Raw genomic sequence first — 18,805 nt, 5'->3', positions numbered from 1 at the left:
CGGAGATTCGCATGCGGGGCCACCGGAAGAATTCCGGCGACTCCGCGCACCGTGTCACAGCCCACGACGCAGAACCAGACCGGGTTCGTCACAGCGGCCGGAATCACCCGGCCACGAGCGCGAAGGGCACCATGCTCTCGTCCGGACACACGAGTGCCCGGCGCCGCCGGAGCGACACCGGGCACTCGCCTCGCGCGGGCGCGATCAGACGCCTGCGACCTCCTGGATCCAGTCGCGGTACTGGATCACGTTGGTGTAGGCGGTGGTGGTCTGGCGGTCGCTCGTCGACGCGACACCGACCTGGACGTCGCCCGAGAACATCGGTCCGCCGGAGTCTCCGCCCGCGGTGATGCCGTCGTTGCGGCTCGCGCACACCGCCGTGCCACCGCGGTAGTCCTGGCAGGCGATGTCGGTGACGTCGACGTCGGCGACCTTGAGCACCGGCGACTGGCACTCGCCCTCGGGCCGGTCGGTGCAGGTCGCACCCCAGCCGTACACCTGCACGGTCTCGCCCACGTTGACGTCGCCGGGGTTGCCCAGCGGGGCGACCTCGACGTCGGTCGGGCGGTCGAGGTTCACCAGGGCGAGATCGGCAGTGTCGTGCACGTACACCCCACCCGGCTTGGCGTCGAAACGCTCGCCCTGGGCGTGCTCGAGCGCGCCGATGTTGAAGCCGATGTTGTCCCCGGCCCCCTCGACGCAGTGCTGGGCGGTGAGCACCCACTCGGGCGCGATGACCGACGCCGAGCACACGTCTTGATCGCCCTGGAACAGGCGAGCGGCCCACGGACCGCTCTCGGCCTCGGAACCGTCGATGATGTACGGGTTGACCTCGCCGGACGGGGCGGGCGCTGCCGAGGGTTCGTCGGCAGCGACAGCGGGGGCGGCGAAGGTGGCGGCCGCGAGCGCGGCGGCGGCCAGGGTCGACAGAGTACGCGCGAGTGCCACGCTGATCTCCTCAGTTGCGGAGGGTGAAATCGGACAACGGTGGTGATTCACATTTCACCCGATCCGGTGGCGTGTCGAGTTCCTGGTCAAAACTCGCCACGCTGCACTCACGGATCCGTCCAACAAGTCACCCTCACGTGGCCCGCACCTCCCGCTTCGCGGCTGCGCGACGTGAGGCTGTGGCAGCAACAGTGCGCCGAGGGTTGTCCACCGCCTACGCAGACCGGCCACCGGCGGGTTCTCACCTCGTGGCCGGCGAGGCCAGGGGCGACGTGGTTGTCGACGTGGTGCAGGGCGCTACTCGATGTCGACGATCCCGAAGCCGGCCGCGAGGTGAGGTTTCGCCACGAACCACTCACGCAGACCAACCCGCACACCCGGTCAGCGTCGCTGTCCGAGCAGACCCGTCAGCGCCGGGCGCCCCGGACCTCCAGCGAATCCAGCAGTTCCTCGGTGGCCCGAGCGACCGCGTCGACGGCGTTGTCGAAGGCCTCGGCGTTGTGGGCGGCGGGCTGCCGGAAACCGGAGATCTTGCGGACGTACTGCAACGCCGCGGCCCGGACGTCGGTGTCGGTGACCTGCTCGGCGTACGGCGGGCGGAGTGTCTTGATGCTTCGGCACATACCTGCATTGTGCGCCCGACGACCGACGAAGAACTCCTGGCGGAAGGCCTTGCGAGGTGGTTCCGAGGCAGAGGGCCAGCCGCGTACGTGGTGACGGGTCAGCGGCTCCGCCGCGCAACCACCCACGCAGACCGGCCCGCGTCACCCGCTGCCGAGATCGAATACCCGACGAAAGTCCCACGTCGGCAGAAGGGGTTCCTCGGTACGGTGTCCCGCGTGATTCGCGTGCTGCTGGTCGACGACGAAGAGCTGGTACGTGCGGGCCTGCGCGTCATCCTGGACAGCGCCGCGGACCTCACCGTCGTGGACGAGGCGGGCGACGGCGCCGACGCGGTGGTCGCGGCGCGCAGGTGCAAGCCGGACGTCGTCGTGATGGACGTCCAGATGCCGCACGTGGACGGGATCGAAGCCACCAGAGCCATCGTGGACCAGTCGTCGCCACCCAAGGTGCTGGTGCTCACGATGTTCGACCTCGACGACCACGTGTACGCCGCGATCGAGGCCGGCGCGTCGGGCTTCCTGCTCAAGGACACGCACTACGAAGAACTGCTGCGGGCGGTGCGCGTGGTCGCCGCGGGCGACGCGATGCTGTCCCCCTCGGTGACCAAGCGGGTCATGGCCCGGTTCGGCGGCAGCCCCGGCAAGGCGAAAGCCGCGCAGGAACGCCTGGACACGCTCACGCCACGGGAGAACAGCATCCTGGAACTCGTCGGCGCCGGGATGTCGAACTCGGCGATCGCCCGGACGTTGCAGCTCACCGAGTCGACCGTGAAGGGCTACGTGAGCCAGCTGTTCATGAAGCTGGACTGCGAGAACCGGGTGCAGGTCGCGATCCTCGCGCACGACGCCGGTGTGGTGAGTTGAGCGTGCTCGACCCGGTCACGGCCCGGAGCCGACTGCTCGGTCGCTGGTTGCTCTCGGAACGGATGTTCCTGTGGTGGTCCTCGCCCGGCGCGGTGCTGTTCGACCTGATGGTCGTCGCCGGGATCTTCTGGGTGAACCCGATCGCGGTGCGGCAGTCCGGCGTCGGCGAAGCGGGCGAGTGGGCGTCCTGGATCATGTCCGCGCTGGCCGTGGCGCTGATCGCGCGCCGGCGGTTCCCGGCGCAGGTGACGCTGCTGGCTCTGGCGGCGACGGCGGTCGGGTTCAACGTGCCGATGCTGACGGTGTGCCTGTGCACGATGGCCCGCTACACCCGGTGGGAAAAGTCGTGGATGGTGGCCGCGTCGAGCAGCGCGGGGCTGATCCTGGCGAATTACTACCTCAATCCGTGGTTGGTGCAGAAGGTCGACGACCTGGGGCCGCTGAGCCTGTGGGACATGGCGTTCATGATGATGTCGTTCGTCGTGACTCCCGGAGTCATCGGCATGTACCTGCGGGGACGGGACCGTGCCGTGGAGGATCTGCGCGAGCGCGCCGAACGCCTCGACCGCGAGCGGCATCTGCTGGCGGCGAACGCGTTGGCCGAGGAGCGCTCGCGTCTCGCTCGCGAGATGCACGACGTCGTCGCGCACAACATCGGCTTGGCCGTCGTCTACACCGGCGCGCTCGAAGCGACCGTATCGGACGCCGACCCGAAGATCTCCGAGCTGGCGCGCAAGATCGGCGACACGAACCGCCGGGCGCTGGGGGAACTCCGCGACGTCATCGACGTGCTACGTCGTTCCAGCGGCGACGAAGAGTCCTCACGCGGTCCGCAGCCCACGTTGCGGGACCTTCCTGACCTGGTGGAACGGTCACGCCACGCGGGCCTGCCGGTGCGGACGACGATGGAGGGCGAGGCCAGGGGCCTGCCGGGGCCGGTGGAACGCACGCTCTACCGGATCGCGCAGGAGGCGCTCTCGAACGTCCACAAGCACGCCGGTTTCGTGTCCACCGAGGTCGTGGTGCGGTTCGCGCCGAACTCTGCCGGGATCCGCATCCGCAACGGCGGTCCTGCACGGCTCCGAGCCCGGGCCAACCTGCCCAGCGGAGGTCACGGGCTGCTCGGGATGCGCGAGCGCGTCTCGCTGCTCAACGGCGAGTTCGCTTCCGGGGAGTGCCGCGACGGCGGCTACGAAGTCTCGGCCGAGCTGCCCGCCCCGGAAACCGGCGAGGTCGACGACACCCAGGAGAACGCGGAGCAGACCGCTCAGGGCACGGGAGGCAGCTCGGAGGCCAGGCCGAACTTCGCGAACAGCGACGTGTCGAAGTAACAGGTCACGTGGGACACACCGCCCGCGGTCACCGTCAACTGCTGCAGCTGGAACGCCCGGTGCACGCCGTCTTCGTCCCGCTCGTAGACCGCCAACACCGGCAACCCGTTCGCCGAGGTGGGCACCATCCGCATGTCGCCCGGCGCCGATGCCGGGCACTGGTCCTCGACGAGACCACGAACCGCGTCGGCACCGACGAACCAGCTGGTGAACGGCGGCATCTCCCACACCACATCCTCGGTGAGCAGCGCGACGATCCCGGTCACGTCGTAGCTTTCGAACGCCGCGACATAGCGCGACAGCAGGTCCCGCACCCGGTCGTCGGCGTTGTCCAAGCGTTCGACGTCCGCGGCGTCGACCTTCGCCAGCTGTGCCCGAGCACGCTGCAGGCTGCTGTTGACCGCCGCGACGCTGACCTCCAAGGCGTCCGCGGCTTCCCGGGCACGCCACTTCAGCACGTCGCAGAGCAGCACGACGGCACGCTGCTGGGCGGTGAGGTACTGCAACGCGGCGACGAACGCGAGGCGCACGCTGTCCCTGGTCACCACGTCCTCGGCGGGGTCGGGGGCCGCGTTCGACCACACCACGGTGTCCGGCAGCGGTTCCAGCCACGGCATGTCCGTATCGGTCGCCAACGTCGCCCGCGCGTCCGGCGACGGCCCGCCCACACCCGTGGGGAGCGGCCTGCGCTGCGCACCCCGCAACGCGGTCAGACACGTGTTCGTCGCGATCCGGTACAGCCACGTGCGTAGCGACGACCGTTCCTCGAACTGATCCCGCGCGCGCCACGCACGCAAGTACGTCTCCTGCACGAGATCTTCGGCCTCGTGCACCGAGCCCACCATTCGATAGCAGTGCGCCGTGAGTTCCCGGCGCAGCGGCTCGATCTGCGCGAGAAAGGCGTCGTCAGCTGTCGCGACCGTCACACCGGAGACGATACCGAGCGCCCCGACAATTTTCGCCGGTTCCGCCGGTCTACCTCGTCGGTACGGGGGACGCGCCCTGACTCACCGTGGAGGTCGACATGCTGCTTGAGAACAAGAACGCCGTCATCTACGGCGCCGGAGCGATCGGCGCCGCCGTAGCGCGCACGTTCGCGGCCGAAGGCGCCCGGGTCTTCCTCGCCGGGCGCACCCGCACCACCCTCGATGTCGTGGCGAAAGAGGTTCACGCCGCTGGCGGTTCGGCCGAGACCGCCGAAGTCGACGCGCTCGACGAAAACGCCGTCCACGCCCACGCCGACGACGTGGCGGCACGTGCGGGCAGCCTCGACGTGGCGTTCCCCCTCGTCGGACTACAGGACGTGCAGGGCACCCCGATGGCGGACATGGCCCTGTCCGATTTCGAGCGCCCGATCCACGTCGCGGTGCGTTCGACGTTCCTCGTGTGGCGTGCGGCCGCCCGTCACATGCGCGGCCAGGGCGCGGGCGTCCTCCTCGCGTTCGGCGGCGAGGGCGACCCCATGCGCGATCACTACCTCGGCGGGTTCCAGATCGCACTGCACACCGTCGAAGCGATGCGCAGGCAGTTCGCCACCGAGCTCGGGGCGGACGGGGTCCGCGTAGTGACCCTGCGAACGGGCGGCATCCCGGAGAGCATCCCGGCAGACTTCGCGCACAAGGAGGCGATCACGAAGGAGCTCGAAGCGGCGACTCTCGGCGGCAAGACCGCGTCGCTCGAGGATCTCGGCAACGTCGCTGCCTTCGTCGCCTCCGACAAGGCTCGGACCATGACCGCCGCCACGGCCAACATCAGCTGCGGCGCACTCCTCGACTGAAGGACCGCACACGGAACCACACCGAGCGAGCGCCACGCTCACACCAGGTGAGCGGCACGTTCGCCTCGTCACGTGAGGCGAAAGTGCCGTTCGCCTCGCCACGTGAGGCGAAAGTGCCGCTCGCCTCGCCACATGAGGCGAAAGTGCCGTTCGTCTCGTCACGTGAGGCGAAAGTGCCGTTCGCCTCGTTGGGGTGTGTCATCCGAGAGCACCTACGTGTCGGCGGGAGCCTCCACGACGACGATGGTGTTGCCGTCCGGGTCACGCAGCATGAACAGCAGCGGCGCGCCAGAGGTGCGCGTCGGCTCCGGGTCGAGGTCGATGCCGCCGACGGCGCGCAACCGTTCGTACTCGGCGACCACGTCCGACGTCTCGACACCGATCATGCCGCCACCGGGCGCTCCTCCCATCGCCGGGTTCAACGCCAACCGGGTCCGGGAGCCCGGAGGCGCCACCTCCAACCAGCGCATCTCGCCGTTCTCGCCGAACGCGGTGTCGCCACGAAGCTCGAAACCGAGCTTGCCGGTGTAGAAGGCGCGCGCCGCGTCCTGGTCAGCGACGGCGAACATGGCTACGCCGATGTTCGAGACCGTCGTTCGCGTGTTCGTCGTGTCATCAGTCATGGGAGTCAGACCCCTCCGTTCGGAGGAACTCATCGGGGGCTCCAGGATTCTCCCCGCGTCATCGGGCCTACTGCGGACACGCCGACGTGCGAGCACGCTGCACACGGTCCGGTCTGCCTCCCGGGAGGGCGACCAGGGGACCTCGTCGTCCTCAGAGTGCATGGGGGAACTGGCCGTTGTGCCCGGAGGGCACGGTCCTACGTGACCAGCCACGACAAGGTGGGACGCTCCGGCGTTCAGAGTTCGTGCCTCGCAAGGCAGGGGTTCTCGCCGTGTACGCGTGGTACTCAAGAGGACCTCAACGCTGCGAAGCGTGAAGTGGGACGCCGGTCATGGACCATAGACCCAAGTTCCACAATGCCCTCTCAGGAGCGGAACTCGCGGCTGCTCACCACCCAGGACGGTCGTAGTCAACCGTGACGTCCGAGCGGTACGGCACGGTGGGGCGGCCCGAACCACCGGCCAGGAGACTATGTTCTGGATCACGACAGCGTGCTGAACGGACGTCTCCGCGACTCTCATGGGCATCGCAGACCGCCGCAGGAGGGCACCGGAGGAGGAGCGTGAAGATCGCCAGCCGCAGCAGCAGGCCGACATGGCTGACGTGGCTGCGCCTCGCCGGCCGCGCCGGGATACGACTCGTCCGCATCACCGTCGAAGTGATCAGTCGGCACCGGCTCACCGGCCTGGCGGGCGAGGCCGCGTTCTTCATGCTCACGTCGCTGCCGCCGCTGCTGTTCGGGCTGGTCGGCACGCTCGGCTACTTCGCCGGAGTGATCGGCTCCGACACCGTCGGTGCGGTGCGCGGCACCCTGGAGACCGCGGCGGGCGCCGTCCTCTCGCCGCAGGGCATCGAGCAGCTCCTGCGCCCGACCCTCGACGAGGTGCTCAGTACCGGTCAGGCAGGAGTGGTCTCGATCGGGTTCGTCATCGCGTTGTGGTCGGGGTCGGCAGCACTGAACGTCTTCGTGGACGCGATCTCGCTGGTGTACAACCTCGCCGAGCAACGCAGCATCGTTCGCCAACGGTTGCTGTCGCTGCTGCTGTACACCCTCGGGCTGATCAGCGGCATCGTGCTGCTGCCGTTGCTGGCCGTGGGGCCCGGCTGGCTGTCCGCGCTCGCACCACAAGCGTCCGGACTGATCCACTGGTTCTACTGGCCGGGGATCGCGTTGGGGTCGATCGCGGTGCTGACCACCCTGTACACGTTGGCGGTGCCACTGCGCACCCCCTGGCGTGAACACATCCCGGGGGCGGTGCTGGCTTTGGTGCTGTGGCTGCTCGGCAGCGCGGCGTTGCGCGTCTACCTGACGATCATCCTCCAGCAGTCCCCCGTGTACGGGTTCCTGGCCGCCCCGGTTGGCCTGCTGTTCTGGCTCTACCTCACCGCGTTCGCGGTACTCCTCGGCGCCGCGGTGAACGCCGAGCTCGACCGCGTCATGCCCAGCCGGGTCACCGCGCGGAAACGGGCGCGGCTCGCAGCGGCAGCGCAGGACTGACGCTCACGGCGCCGGGGTGCACCGCGTTCGTCCGGCCGACGCGCTCGTGTCAAACCAGGGGTTCAGTTGAGAACGACTATCGCCGCGTTCAGAGCGGTCGCGAAGGCCGTCCACGCCCAGTAGGGAACGAGCAGGAGCGCGGCCACGCCGTCCCGGCGAGCGAACACGACGATCGTGGCGGCGACCACGACGACCAGCAGCACGATGTCGACCAGGGCTGCGACCGGCGCTCCGGCACCGAAGAACAGGGGCGTCCAGACGGCGTTCAACACCGGTCCGACCGCATAGAGGCTCAGCTCGGTCTGCACCGTTCGCCATTGGCCCGCGCTGCGCCAGAGCTGCCAACCGGCGGTGGCGATCAGTACGTACAGCACAGTCCAGACCGGACCGAACACCCATGACGGCGGTGCCCACGAAGGCAGGGTCAACTCGGTGTAGCTCTCGCTCGCGGTCACCGAGGCCAGCGAGCCGACCACCGCGATCACGGCGACGACGGCGAGGAAGCCTAGCCAGACACCCACGACGTGCGGCCATGTCCGGACGCCAATCAGCGTCGCCATGAGGCCCCCTCGACGGATCGGTTGCTCCGTCGATTGTGCTTGCCGGGCAAGCCTCGTGCGACGACACGCGCAGCACAGCGTGACGCGGGGCGCTTACCACCGTCTGGGGAGACGCCGCCGCTCACCGCGTCCCAGAGCACTCCTGGCCTGCTGCGCGAGGGCTACATCGTCGTCTCTCATCGCTGCGCCCACGGCGCACCGACGTCTTGCGGTTCCTCAGCCAGGGGCGCCGGGCATGGAGGGCATCTGCGGCAAAACCGGCGGGCCGGCGAAGAGGTCCAGGTACATTCCTCCCGCGACCAGCAGCCCGAGCACACCGAGTGCGACGCCGCCCAGTGCGACGGCGTTGACCCATCGCGCGCCACCGGTCCGCTTGGCCAGCGCGGCCAGCACGACCCCACCGACGAGGATGGCGAGCAAGGCGAAGACGCCGTTGACCATCGCGACCGCGTTCCACGGTGCGCCGTAGAGGGTCTGGATCTGGTCGCCACCACCCCCGCCGGTTTGTTGCTCGATCGTTCCGACGATTTCCTGCCGGGTACGCATCATCTCGCCGAGCGACGTGCCGCTCAGGGAACTCAGCCCGAGCCCGGCGCTGACGACGGCCGCAGCCCCCGCTCCCATGCTCGTGGCCGAGGCTCCCGTGGCGGTCGTCGCCGTGGCCGTGGAACCGCCCGGCTGGGCCGGGACGTTGTGAGGGTCGTCAGCGCCAGCACTGCCGTCGCCGCGCGCCTGAGCGCTCGTGTCGGCCGGTGCCGCGTCCTGTGACTCGAGCACCGAAGTGTCTGCCTGCTCGCCCTCGGGCTCAGTGCCCTTGTCGCTGCTGTTCAAAGCCATCACTCGCCACGCTACGCGACGAAACACACGCGACCCGGAACGCCCGCCGAAGGTCTTCGGTCCCAGGCAGGGCCCCGGGCAGTCCGCTACGCCGTAACCTATGAAACCGTGTCTACGGGTTACATGTGGGTCGACCTCGGTGTCCTGCCCGCTTTCATTGCCGCTGTCGTCGTCCTCTTGCTGGCTCCGGGGCCGGACATGGCCTTCATCGTGGCCACCGGATTGCGAGACGGTCGGGGCGGCGCGACCCGAGCTGCCTTGGGCATCACCGCCGCAGTCAGTGTCTACGTCGTTCTCACGGCCCTGGGCGTCGGCGCGTTCCTTGCCGCTGCGCCGGGCATCGCAGAGGTGATCCAGCTCGGCGGCGCTGCGTATCTCTCGTATCTCGCATGGGCGACCTGGCGTTCGAGCGGGTCGCCGCTGGAGCCGTCCCCCGAACAGTCGGCCAACGTGTTCCGGCGTGGTTTCGCAGTGAACATCGCCAATCCGAAGATCATGCTCCCTTTCACCGCGTTCCTGCCGCAGTTCCTCGGCGAGGCCACCGAAAATCCGGTCCTCCAGTGCTCATGCTGGGCTTGATTCTGCAGACCCTGGGCTTGCTCGCGGATCTCGGGATCGGATACCTGGCAGGCGCGGTCCGGGACCGGGTGCTGCATCGAACGACGACCCGGACGCTCCTCGAACGGCTCGCGGCAGGCGTCTACGGCACGCTGGCCACCCTTCTACTGGCTGGCACCGTCCGCTGAGAAGACCGCCGTGGCACCGCGACCAATGCGATCACGGTCCAAGGCTGGAAACTGGCCAACTGTCAAGAAGGTCCTGGGGCCACACCCGGCCAGTGCTGCGACAAGCGGCTATCGGTGCGTACGGTCTCGCCACCAGCGCGAGAGTGATGAGGCTGCGGTCTGGATGGACTCCGGCCTGGTTTTCACGAGCACGATCGGAACACCGACCGAGCCTGACAACGTCCGGCGTAGTTGGTACGCCCTGCGCAAGGCGATCGTTCACCCGGAAAAACGGTTCCACGACCTCCGGCACACCTGCGTGAGCTTGCTGCTCGACGTCGGAGTCCCGCCACACATCGTCTCGAAGATCGTCGGGAACTCGGACATGCGCGTGACGATGGGGATCTACGCGCACGCTTCAGTCGAAGAGCAACGGCAAGCCCTGACAAGCTGGAGAACCACCTTGACTGAGCCGGTTGCTACAGCCGTTGCTAAAGAACGAACCCCGGTAAATCTTCCGCCAGGGGTTTCCCTGGTCACCGATGGAGCCGCCGAGGGGACTCGAACCCCTGACCGTCCGCTTACAAGGCACGGTTCCGCACGTCTCGTCGGTTCGGATTCGTTCGACACCAGCAGGAATCGTCGTGGCCTGGTCCTTTGTGGATCGGCACGATAGGGCTGGGTTGCTACAGCCGTTGCTGAACCGGCGGCCGTGTGCGCCTACCGGCACCGGGCCATGACTCGCACGCCACCCTTACCGCGTCCTTGCCCGCCGCACTGCCGAGGTCGGCAGCATCAACCCGGGACTCCCGATCCCGCTACCGGCCCCGCACCCAGGGCCAGCCTTTCCGTCGTCGAGGTGACCCCCGGCGGGATCGGGACGCCGAAGGCGGGGTTGATGCTGTCGACCTCGGCTTTGACCATCCCGGGCGCGGAGAGGGTGGCACCACCGACTCGAGGTGACGAGTGACGATATCTGCACCCTTCACGCACGCCCCGCACGTGATGGCGGGCGTGCCGACCCGTCGCGACCGCCCGGCGCAGAGCGAGGCACGAGCGGCGCGCCAGGTCGCCGGAGTTGGCCGCCCGACCGCCCCGTCCCGGGGCGGCTTGAAACCGTACAGAAAGTCCTCACATTGGTTGTCCTCCGTCGGTTCATGGGCGGCCTACGTGCTGACCATGACCGGGCACGAATCGGTCATTGGTGCGTGAACGTCTTCGACGCAGGCAAAGGGCGCGTGGCTTGGGGATGCCGGGGTAAGAAACCAGTTGATCGACGTGCACCACGGCCGCCGTACCAAAGCAGCGTGTCGTCCAACAACTCCAGCATGAGCTGCACCGGCGCGTGCAGCCCATCGACCTAGCCATCGAAGTGAGGATGGACAATCGGACATGGTCTTGCGGACGGACTCCTGCTCTAGACCGAGAGGATGGGGGTGTACCCAGTTGTGGTTTCGGGCTCTTCAACCGGATGGCCTTCAGCTTCCACCCAGGCGTGTGCTCGGAACGGGTCGTGGCGCACACCTGAACGCCATATTGGCCAGCTGCCACGGAGTCGGCTGATCACAACGGTCGCGATGGAACGTTGTACACAGCCTTCTCCAGCACACATAATGCTTACCGAGGTTACGATCTCGCGCGCACGAGCTGCCTCGCGGTACGTGGCGGGACGCGCCCCGGTTCGCAGAAGACGCAGCAGCCGCATGAGCACGACGGGTGGCGTAAGCGCTATGAGTCTCGCTGCACCTACGGCGGTCAGACCGACTGCACGATCGACCAAAGACAGTCTCGCGGCGGGCGGAAGTGGGATTGGCGTGCTCACTTTTTGCGCCTCACCAAGTTGGCCGACTCGAGCTGAGTAATCAATATCGCAAGGTCATGCTCCAGCTGCGCAGGGGAGACAGGAAGTTCTGAGCCCATCAGACGAGCTGTCTCTGTCGCAGATTGCCCGGACAGGAGATGTTTGAGCATCAGGTTCCCGGTCTCATTGAGTTGCCAGTACCGTCCTGCTTTTCCGTCGAGAAGTACTGCGGAACCGTCCGGGAACGCGGAATGGGTCACATGGCGACATAAGTTGACTTTCACCCGAGTCCTCCTGATCGCGCTTTAAGCGTTTGCTCTAAGCCACGCCTCGGTCGCTAGTGTCTCGTTCAGCATGGTTGGGTGGTGGTTGGGATTTGGTGGCGCCTCTAGAGTGTCAACTAGAGAATCTATGTCCAGCAGCCCAGCTTCAGCCAAGTGGGATTCCGTGCAAATCTTCAATAAATCTTCACGGGATTTTCGCATGCCATCGTAAACTTCGGACGACACATCAGCTTTGGTCGATCGGCTCAGAACCTCGGATGGCACTTCTCTCTCCATTGCTGCCCGGATCAAGGGCTTGAAAGTCCACGGATCCGCCTTCTCCTCCGGCCGGACGGAGAGCGCAATATTGACTACATGATCATCCAGAAAGGGGAATTCGGACGAAAGAAACTCTTGTGCAAGAGTTTGCCCGGTCATTCGGGTCACGCGACCAGCGTTGATTATACTCTCAGCTGCATCATGCTGGCCACGCTCTGTATCGAATGGCTCATCATTTTGTGAATTTGTCAGCGAGTCCCGAACAATTTCAACGGCATCATTGGTGAGCCAAGGCGGCAAACGGAAAGGTGTCCCCCAAGAACCCAGCAAATGACGTGGCATGGGGCTCGTCAGGTCTGCGATCTGCTGTTGCTGCCATTCGGTGTAAGAGGACTGATTCATGAGGAAGTGAAGCATGTCGCCGCGGCCGCAGGCCGGGCGGCGTGCACGGAAGGCCTGAACGTAGCGATAGCCACGGCGGGGGGTTCGCCTAATGAGACCATGTAAGTAAGTTGGAGGCGGCTGTAGGACCTCGTCGCCACCGGCTCCGCCGATATGGATGGTACTGCCAAAGCTGCGTAGTTGGCGGCCGATGGCCGCGGTGCGGCTGCGATTGCGGAAGCCTGAGTCAGGTTCGTCTAGTCCGGCACTCGCTGTCAAAGCGTCCGAGAACGGTAACGGGAGTTCGTGCGGTTGCTGGACGAGGTGTTTGCACCCGGGCATCGACGCTGCCGCAAGGGAAGCGAATCGAGCGTCGTCGTTCGCGCGGTCGTCACCCGCCTGTGTAATCAGGAGCGGTCTTGACCGCAGCTGGTAGGCGAGCAGGCACAGCGGCGTGGAATCGAGTCCTCCGGATAGGTCCGCACTGAGATTCTGCCCTGCGACGTCGGTTCGGGCAGCCACCGCCGACCGAAGCGCTTCGCCGAGCGGCTCTGCGGCTTCGGCGACCGTCATCTCGGGCGATGGTGGGTGCCACCATCGATGCGTGGTGACCTTTCCAGAGTCCGTAAGTGCGGCGTACGTTTCGGTTGGAACCGCCTCGACGTCACGCCACGGCGATCCAGAGCGTAGTGATCGCGGGCTCGGCGGGTATACCAAGCGAGCGCAAAGCCATGTGTAGTCGAGCTCTCGGCCGGTGGGCAGACAAGCCGCGACGAGATCACTTCGGCTTCCGACAACTGAATATCCGGAGCGGTTTGCAGAGTGAAACACCCGCTTGACCCCAGAGACAGGACCCTGGATTCGACATCGGTCACCAATCTTGGCCAAAATGAAGAAAGACCCGCGAAGCTCCCTGGCGAGCGGCGTGACGTCCTCGATTCTGGTGACGCCGTCGATGTAACGCTCAACAATGTTGCGCGCTCCCGCCGCGTTCCCAATCACGGCGATATGTGCGTTTTCGCGTCTAATGGCGGCGACCTGTGATTCGGCCCACGAGCCGATAATCCACGGTCGTCCCGACGAATGGTGAATTACTGACGTTGCCTGATGGCTGATATCGGCCCCGACGGTGAGGCTGGTCGACTGGTCTGGAAATGCGACGAACCATGCCTCACCGCCAGGAGAACCGTTCGTGCAGTTCTCGAGCATTAAGCCCTCTGTGTCCGACGAGCCGAAATCAGGGGCCAGCCCAGGTAAGGGGCTGCGGTTCCCAAGTAGTCCCGTTGATCCCGCGAGTGTGGTCCCGGAAGCTACCGATCTCGATCAGCGAGGGACGCACATATGAGTCTTGTGCGGCGACGGGCTCGTCGGTCATCTGATTTTCGTTCATCGTGACCCTTTCTTAGTTCGGTAGGATTGCTACTGCCATAAGCGAATAGGCCTGATTTAGTTGTTCACTAAAACTGAAACAGGGTCAAGCGATCGTCGCAAGAGTCAGGATGATTTGCAATGGCGAATTAGTGACGGAACACGACAGTGCGAAGGAGGATAAAGTTGAGAATGGTGCTCAGCGCTTGCGCAATCACCCAGCTAAGCGCGTATCGTACCAGTTCCCCATCAGTGATGGGTACTGTGGGGAGCACCCCGAGTAGTAGTTCATTGGATCCTACGTTGACAGCAAGAGTCGCTAGATAGACTGCCGCGAAAAGCGCTACCGTCATAACGGAGTGCCCGTTGCTGTCCGAGTTGAACGTAAACCGCCGATTTACAAGATAGGACGCAGTGGTACCTAAGATGAACCCTGCGGTCTTGCTGCCGAACGAAGGTGCGCCCGCTGCCAGAAAAATTGAGTAAGTTCCTGCGTCGATCACTGCGCAAGTACTACCTATAAGAACGAACCGAACCAACTGCTGACGCAGGGAAAGTGTACGAGGGCTCACGCCTTCGTCAACAGTACGCATTTTTCTCCCGCCGACCGTGAGCAGTTTCAAAGTTCAGGTTATCAGAAGCAAGCACGGCCACTGCGCTGGCCTCAGGTGTCGCGCGTATGCAGGACGGCTACTGCATGCCGCGTGTTGTATCGCACCACCCGATCATCCGGACTGGAGCTGGGTGACGGCGAGCTCGTGGTAGAGGTCATCGTGTGCGATCAGCTCCTCGTGGTTTCCGATCGCACGGACGTAGCCTCGGTCAAGAACGACGACTCTGTCAGCATCCCGCACCGTGGCCAGGCGGTGGGCAATGACGAAAACTGTGCAATGCGTAGTGCCGCCCATCAACGTGTCTCGCAGCGCATCCTCAGTTCGAGCGTCGAGGTGTGCGGTGGCCTCATCGAGTAGGAGCAATCCCGGCCTCCGTAGGAATGCACGAGCGATCGCGAGGCGTTGACGCTCTCCCCCGGAGAGGGTGACGCCACGCGCACCAAGTTGGGTGTCGATTCCCTCCGGAAGACGCTCAACAAGAGAGGACAGGTGAGTTTCGCGGATGACTTCAGCGATCCTGTTAGCGCTAGCGTGCGGTGCCGCGTAGCAAAGATTCTCCCTCAGCGTCCCCTCAAGCACGGGAGCGTCTTGTTCGACATGACCGATGCGGCTTCGTAGTGCCCCGCGGTTAATGGAACCGATGTCAGTCTCGTCTAGTCGGATGACCCCCGCTGTCGCGTCATAAAACCGCAACAGCAGAGAAAAGATCGTGGACTTGCCTGCGCCAGACGGGCCTACCAGGGCTACTCGCGAACCAGCCGGCACAGTAAACGCGACTCCGCGGAGTACCTCTTCACGACCGGGATAGCTGAACCGCACTCCCTCGAACTCAAGAGCGGGAGCGTTTACCGTCTCCTTTTCAGAAGGGGCGTGAGTGTGGTCAACATCAGGCTCAACTTCTAGCTTGTATACCTCCGAAACGCGTGCGGCCGCACCGAGTCCTTGCTGAATCATGGTCGTTGCCCGGACGAGTTCAGAGAGGGGGGCGGTGATGTAGAACAAATAGAGAAGGAACGCCACCAGCGTCGACACTGACAGTGTCCCCGCTGCGACGAAGGCGCCTCCGACGCCGAGGACGATCAGGAACGAGACCTGCAATGCCATTTCGGAGACGACGCTAAGTACAGCGTTCCACCGGGCCCCTAAGAGGCCAGCCTCGTATGCCTCAGCTGAGGCACGCTCGACAATCGTCTGCTCGCGTTCCTCTGCTCCCGCGGCTTTAACTGTGCGCGACGCGCCGAGCGCGCGATCCAAAGCTGATCCGACACGTCCGACAGAAGTCTGGGCATGCTCTGTGGCCTCTCGAATGCGGGGCATAACGATGCGGACGATGCCACCCACAACAATCAGCACAATTAGTGTGACGCCGAACAGTCGCAGATCCAAGACCGCCATGAGGATAAGGGCCCCAATTAGCCCCACCGTTCCGTTGACAATCTGAACCGGAGCTAGCGCGGCTGCTGTTCGAATCCAGTTGGTATCCGCAGTAGCCCGGGAGATCAGGTCGCCGGGAGAACGCGCGTCGAGTTCAGGCACCCGGAGACGCACAAGCCTCGAGGAAAGGTGGCGACGAACACCGAAGACCACCTGTTCACCTACACGTCCAAGCAAGTAGGTGTTCACGCCATTAGCAACGCCACTGACAGCAATGAGCGTGCAGAGCACGAGGACCGGTGGGAGCAATGAGTCACCCACACCAAGCGCGTCGATTACTGCGCGAACAGCAAGCGGCTGAGCAAGCCCGGAGGCGCTGCTGACGAGTGCAAGGAGTAGGCCGATCGCCATCACCGAAAGGTGTGGGCGAGCATGGTCGAACAGAATGCGCACAGACGCTGTGTCTACAGCGCAAACCGACTCGAACGCCACCTTCCACGGCGGAAGTGAGATGGGACACAGCGCGCCGCCGAGTTTGGCGACGCCTGAACCTACGGTAAGTCGTGCGCCGCAAGAAGAGGGACCTCCATTGAGGCAACGACGCTGACAGGGGCCGCTAGCAGGACGGGCGCTGATGCGATGAAGGAGCGGGGGCCTCCGCTCTTCTGGGTCCGAGAGCGCTCGGGGTGCTCACTTCACACGACGAAGGAGGTCCTGGTATTGAAGTATGACGGCAAGCAGTTTGTTGGGATCGCTGTGCACCGTCGCCGGGCGGTAATCGTGCTGCAGGGGTGCCGCCGGTGAACGGTTGGGCCTCGCTCGCATCGAGAACGACCCGCTGACGTTAGCGGCCGAGATCGCGAAGGCCGGTGCCGATCCCGAGGTGGTGTTGGAGGCAAAATGCGGGTGGTATGGGACCGCGGACGTGCTTGCCAAGGCGGGGTGCACACGTGCACCTGGCGCATCCGCTGGGGATCAAGCAGCGTGAACCGGTTTCCCTGCTGTGTAGGAGTTTTCCTGTACTCATGACCTGTGTTGGTGTGTACCCCCGGGTGCTGACCAGGTAAAATCAGAGCCATGCGCGGAGCAGGTGACCAGATGACCGTTGGAGAACGGATCAAGTTCTATCGACGGAGGCGGGGCCTGACTCAGGAGGTCTTGGCGAACCTGGTTGGTCGCAAGGAATCCTGGCTGAGCAAGATCGAGCGCGGTGAGCGCGACATTCGTCGGCTCGACGTCATCTCCGACGTTGCTCGTGCGCTTCGTGTGACTGTGCCGGATTTGTTCGGTCAGCCGGTACTGATGGAAGACGACGAGCAGAACGATGACATACCGGCTGTTCGTGACGCCCTGATGACTCCGCGTCGGCTCTCCCGCACCCTGTTCGGCGCGGCTGCGGCCCCGATCAACGTGAATCCGACTTCGTCGGCGCACTTTGTCGAGCAAGCCTGGGACGGCTACCAATCAGGCAGGCTCGGTCGTGTCGTGTCCTCACTTCCCGGTCTCATTGAGACTGCACAACAGCTCGAGGACGCCGCGAATGCTGGCGAGGGTGACGTGCGGGCATGCTGGGCTGTGTCGGCTCGGACCCACCACCTGGCCGCGACGACGTTGAGCAAGGTGGGTGAAGCGGACCTCTCGTGGATCGCTGCGGAACGAGCCATGCAAGCTGCGGATCACTCTGGCGACCCGCTCGTACTTGCCTCGGCTGCACGGGCCGGCACGCACGCGCTGCTCGCGGTTGGACGATTCGATGACGCGCTGTCGCTGGGTAACACCGCGTCGACCTGGCTTTCTCCCCAGATGGCCAAGGGCGACCCGTCCGCGTTGAGCCTGTTCGGCATGTTGCACCTACGTACCGCCATCGCTGCCGCTCGTCGGCAGGATCGACAGACGGCGACCGAGTTGCTCCGTCAAGCGCACTCGGTCGCGCGGAGCCTCAACGAAGACGGCAACTACTGGCAGACAGGGTTCGGGCCAACGAACGTCGAGCTGCACCGTTTGGCCGCTGCTCTCGACCTCGGAGACGTGCCCTACGTCGTCGAACACGGTCCGTCCATCGCGGTAGAGCACTTGCCCGTGGAGCGGCAAGCGACGCACATGATCGACGTGGCTCGCGCGCAAAGCATGGTTGCCGAGGACGAACCGGCTCTGCAGAACCTGCTGACCGCCGAACACGAGGCTCCCCAGCTCGTGCGGCACAACCCCGGTGTCCGCGAAACGGTGAAAGCGATGCATCGCAGAGCACCGGTGACTGGCGGCGCGAAGTCCTCGCCACTGTCCGGACTTGCCGAGCGTTGCAGGGCTCTTCAGTGAACACCTCGCGCCCCACCCTCGGCTTGCTCATCACCGCTGCCGGAGGCGCGGAACGCATCCGGGAGAAGTTCGTCCAACCGGCTATCGAGGCCGGCTGGTCGGTGGCCATCGTTGCCAGCCCCACCGCCGCCACGTGGTTGGACAACCTCGGTGAGGTGCGCAGGCTCGAAGCAGCTACCGGGTACGAGGTGCGTATTCAGCCGCGAATGCCCGGGGAATCGAGCCCCCATCCACCGATCGACGTCTACGCAGTCGTGCCGGCCAGTGCGAACACAGTGGCCAAACTCGCTCTCGGCCTGGCCGACAACCAGCTTCTGACCACGGCTTGCGAGGTCATCGGCGGGCAGGTGGTGCCCGTCGTCGTGTTCCCCCGCGTCAACGCCGCCCATGCTCGGCAACCCATGTGGGACCAGCACCTAGTGGCTCTGCGGAAGGTCGGCGTTCACCTCGTCTACGGTGACGACGTCTGGCCACTACACGAACCTCGCCAGGCTCCACCCGGAAAAGACCTGCCGTGGCCTGCGATTCTGCAGACCGTCAACGACGCCTACGTGAACCGTCCAGACCCCTCATAGACCTACCCGGACAGTTTGTCCGGGTCGTACGCCCTCCTCGACTGTCT

The 18,805-nt window shown here is 65.3% G+C and carries 20 protein-coding genes; 9 read left to right on the top strand and 11 right to left on the bottom strand.

Features of this window, described 5'->3' with window-relative positions:
• Positions 1 to 204: 204 nt before the first annotated feature.
• The gene (locus GIY23_RS02035) at positions 205 to 948 is read right to left on the bottom strand and encodes a S1 family peptidase (RefSeq protein ID WP_154075107.1); all 744 of its coding nucleotides are present in this window, start codon (positions 946 to 948) and stop codon (positions 205 to 207) included.
• A 407-nt stretch (positions 949 to 1,355) separates the two neighbouring features.
• On the bottom strand, positions 1,356 to 1,571 hold the full coding sequence (locus tag GIY23_RS02030) for a DUF2277 domain-containing protein (RefSeq protein ID WP_154075106.1): 216 nt from the start codon (positions 1,569 to 1,571) through the stop codon (positions 1,356 to 1,358).
• A gap of 216 nt (positions 1,572 to 1,787) precedes the next feature.
• Here GIY23_RS02030 and GIY23_RS02025 point away from each other — a divergent pair, with 216 nt between their 5' ends.
• Positions 1,788 to 2,435 (top strand): response regulator, encoded by a 648-nt coding sequence (locus GIY23_RS02025; protein ID WP_154075105.1) that lies wholly within the window; start codon positions 1,788 to 1,790, stop codon positions 2,433 to 2,435.
• Positions 2,436 to 2,437: 2 nt separating this feature from the next.
• The gene (locus GIY23_RS02020) at positions 2,438 to 3,766 is read left to right on the top strand and encodes a sensor histidine kinase (RefSeq protein ID WP_187351996.1); all 1,329 of its coding nucleotides are present in this window, start codon (positions 2,438 to 2,440) and stop codon (positions 3,764 to 3,766) included.
• Here GIY23_RS02020 and GIY23_RS02015 read toward each other — a convergent pair.
• On the bottom strand, positions 3,703 to 4,692 hold the full coding sequence (locus tag GIY23_RS02015; RefSeq protein WP_154075103.1) for a sigma-70 family RNA polymerase sigma factor: 990 nt from the start codon (positions 4,690 to 4,692) through the stop codon (positions 3,703 to 3,705). The genes GIY23_RS02020 and GIY23_RS02015 overlap by 64 nt on opposite strands.
• Before the next feature lie 98 nt (positions 4,693 to 4,790).
• Here GIY23_RS02015 and GIY23_RS02010 point away from each other — a divergent pair, with 98 nt between their 5' ends.
• Positions 4,791 to 5,543: an SDR family NAD(P)-dependent oxidoreductase gene (locus GIY23_RS02010; RefSeq protein WP_154075102.1), complete on the top strand. Its 753-nt coding sequence runs from the start codon at positions 4,791 to 4,793 to the stop codon at positions 5,541 to 5,543.
• A 212-nt stretch (positions 5,544 to 5,755) separates the two neighbouring features.
• Here GIY23_RS02010 and GIY23_RS02005 read toward each other — a convergent pair whose 3' ends face one another.
• Entirely contained in the window at positions 5,756 to 6,166 is a 411-nt protein-coding gene (locus GIY23_RS02005; protein WP_154075101.1) for a VOC family protein, read from the bottom strand.
• A 563-nt stretch (positions 6,167 to 6,729) separates the two neighbouring features.
• On the opposite strand from GIY23_RS02005, the gene GIY23_RS02000 reads away from it, so the two are divergent.
• On the top strand, positions 6,730 to 7,665 hold the full coding sequence (locus GIY23_RS02000) for a YihY/virulence factor BrkB family protein (protein WP_154075100.1): 936 nt from the start codon (positions 6,730 to 6,732) through the stop codon (positions 7,663 to 7,665).
• Between the two features lie 62 nt (positions 7,666 to 7,727).
• On the opposite strand, the gene GIY23_RS01995 is transcribed toward GIY23_RS02000, so the two are convergent.
• Both GIY23_RS01995 and GIY23_RS01990 read right to left on the bottom strand, forming a co-directional pair.
• Entirely contained in the window at positions 7,728 to 8,225 is a 498-nt protein-coding gene (locus tag GIY23_RS01995) for a TspO/MBR family protein (RefSeq protein WP_154075099.1), read from the bottom strand.
• A gap of 216 nt (positions 8,226 to 8,441) precedes the next feature.
• Positions 8,442 to 9,062, bottom strand: a complete 621-nt coding sequence (locus GIY23_RS01990) for a hypothetical protein (protein WP_154075098.1) — start codon at positions 9,060 to 9,062, stop codon at positions 8,442 to 8,444.
• 108 nt (positions 9,063 to 9,170) lie between these two features.
• On the opposite strand from GIY23_RS01990, the gene GIY23_RS01985 reads away from it, so the two are divergent.
• Genes GIY23_RS01985 through GIY23_RS23345 form a run of 3 tightly spaced genes read left to right on the top strand, consistent with a single transcriptional unit; the run spans position 9,171 to position 10,463 of the window.
• Complete coding sequence (locus tag GIY23_RS01985; RefSeq protein ID WP_154075097.1) at positions 9,171 to 9,641, top strand: LysE family translocator; 471 nt, start codon at positions 9,171 to 9,173, stop codon at positions 9,639 to 9,641.
• Positions 9,638 to 9,808 (top strand): hypothetical protein, encoded by a 171-nt coding sequence (locus GIY23_RS01980; RefSeq protein ID WP_187351995.1) that lies wholly within the window; start codon positions 9,638 to 9,640, stop codon positions 9,806 to 9,808. Before GIY23_RS01985 ends, GIY23_RS01980 begins: the two co-directional genes overlap by 4 nt.
• A gap of 25 nt (positions 9,809 to 9,833) precedes the next feature.
• A complete protein-coding gene (locus GIY23_RS23345) occupies positions 9,834 to 10,463 on the top strand; it encodes a tyrosine-type recombinase/integrase (RefSeq protein ID WP_154078542.1) in 630 nt (209 codons plus the stop codon).
• Between the two features lie 741 nt (positions 10,464 to 11,204).
• Here the strand turns inward: GIY23_RS23345 and GIY23_RS01970 are convergent.
• The 5 genes from GIY23_RS01970 to GIY23_RS01950 all read right to left on the bottom strand — a co-directional run bounded on the left by GIY23_RS01970 (position 11,205) and on the right by GIY23_RS01950 (position 16,278).
• Positions 11,205 to 11,609, bottom strand: coding sequence for a lasso peptide biosynthesis B2 protein (locus tag GIY23_RS01970; RefSeq protein WP_154075095.1), 405 nt, complete (start codon positions 11,607 to 11,609; stop codon positions 11,205 to 11,207).
• The gene (locus tag GIY23_RS01965; protein WP_228717669.1) at positions 11,606 to 11,848 is read right to left on the bottom strand and encodes a PqqD family peptide modification chaperone; all 243 of its coding nucleotides are present in this window, start codon (positions 11,846 to 11,848) and stop codon (positions 11,606 to 11,608) included. The genes GIY23_RS01970 and GIY23_RS01965 overlap by 4 nt, the downstream gene beginning before the upstream one ends.
• Positions 11,849 to 11,893: 45 nt before the next feature.
• On the bottom strand, positions 11,894 to 13,084 hold the full coding sequence (locus GIY23_RS01960) for an asparagine synthase (protein WP_187351993.1): 1,191 nt from the start codon (positions 13,082 to 13,084) through the stop codon (positions 11,894 to 11,896).
• Between the two features lie 944 nt (positions 13,085 to 14,028).
• Positions 14,029 to 14,472 (bottom strand): GtrA family protein, encoded by a 444-nt coding sequence (locus GIY23_RS23340; RefSeq protein ID WP_154075092.1) that lies wholly within the window; start codon positions 14,470 to 14,472, stop codon positions 14,029 to 14,031.
• Between the two features lie 132 nt (positions 14,473 to 14,604).
• Positions 14,605 to 16,278, bottom strand: a complete 1,674-nt coding sequence (locus GIY23_RS01950) for an ABC transporter ATP-binding protein (protein ID WP_154075091.1) — start codon at positions 16,276 to 16,278, stop codon at positions 14,605 to 14,607.
• Between the two features lie 666 nt (positions 16,279 to 16,944).
• On the opposite strand from GIY23_RS01950, the gene GIY23_RS01945 reads away from it, so the two are divergent.
• Together GIY23_RS01945 and GIY23_RS01940 are read left to right on the top strand one after the other, a co-directional pair.
• Positions 16,945 to 18,183: a helix-turn-helix domain-containing protein gene (locus tag GIY23_RS01945; protein WP_154075090.1), complete on the top strand. Its 1,239-nt coding sequence runs from the start codon at positions 16,945 to 16,947 to the stop codon at positions 18,181 to 18,183.
• Entirely contained in the window at positions 18,180 to 18,758 is a 579-nt protein-coding gene (locus GIY23_RS01940; protein ID WP_222850215.1) for a flavoprotein, read from the top strand. Before GIY23_RS01945 ends, GIY23_RS01940 begins: the two co-directional genes overlap by 4 nt.
• Positions 18,759 to 18,805 lie beyond the last annotated feature (47 nt).

Origin of the sequence: Allosaccharopolyspora coralli, assembly GCF_009664835.1 — a bacterium.
Lineage (GTDB): Bacteria > Actinomycetota > Actinomycetes > Mycobacteriales > Pseudonocardiaceae > Allosaccharopolyspora > Allosaccharopolyspora coralli.
The sequence above is the reverse complement of the archived record's forward strand: the minus strand, read 5'-3'. Positions and strand labels throughout refer to the sequence as shown.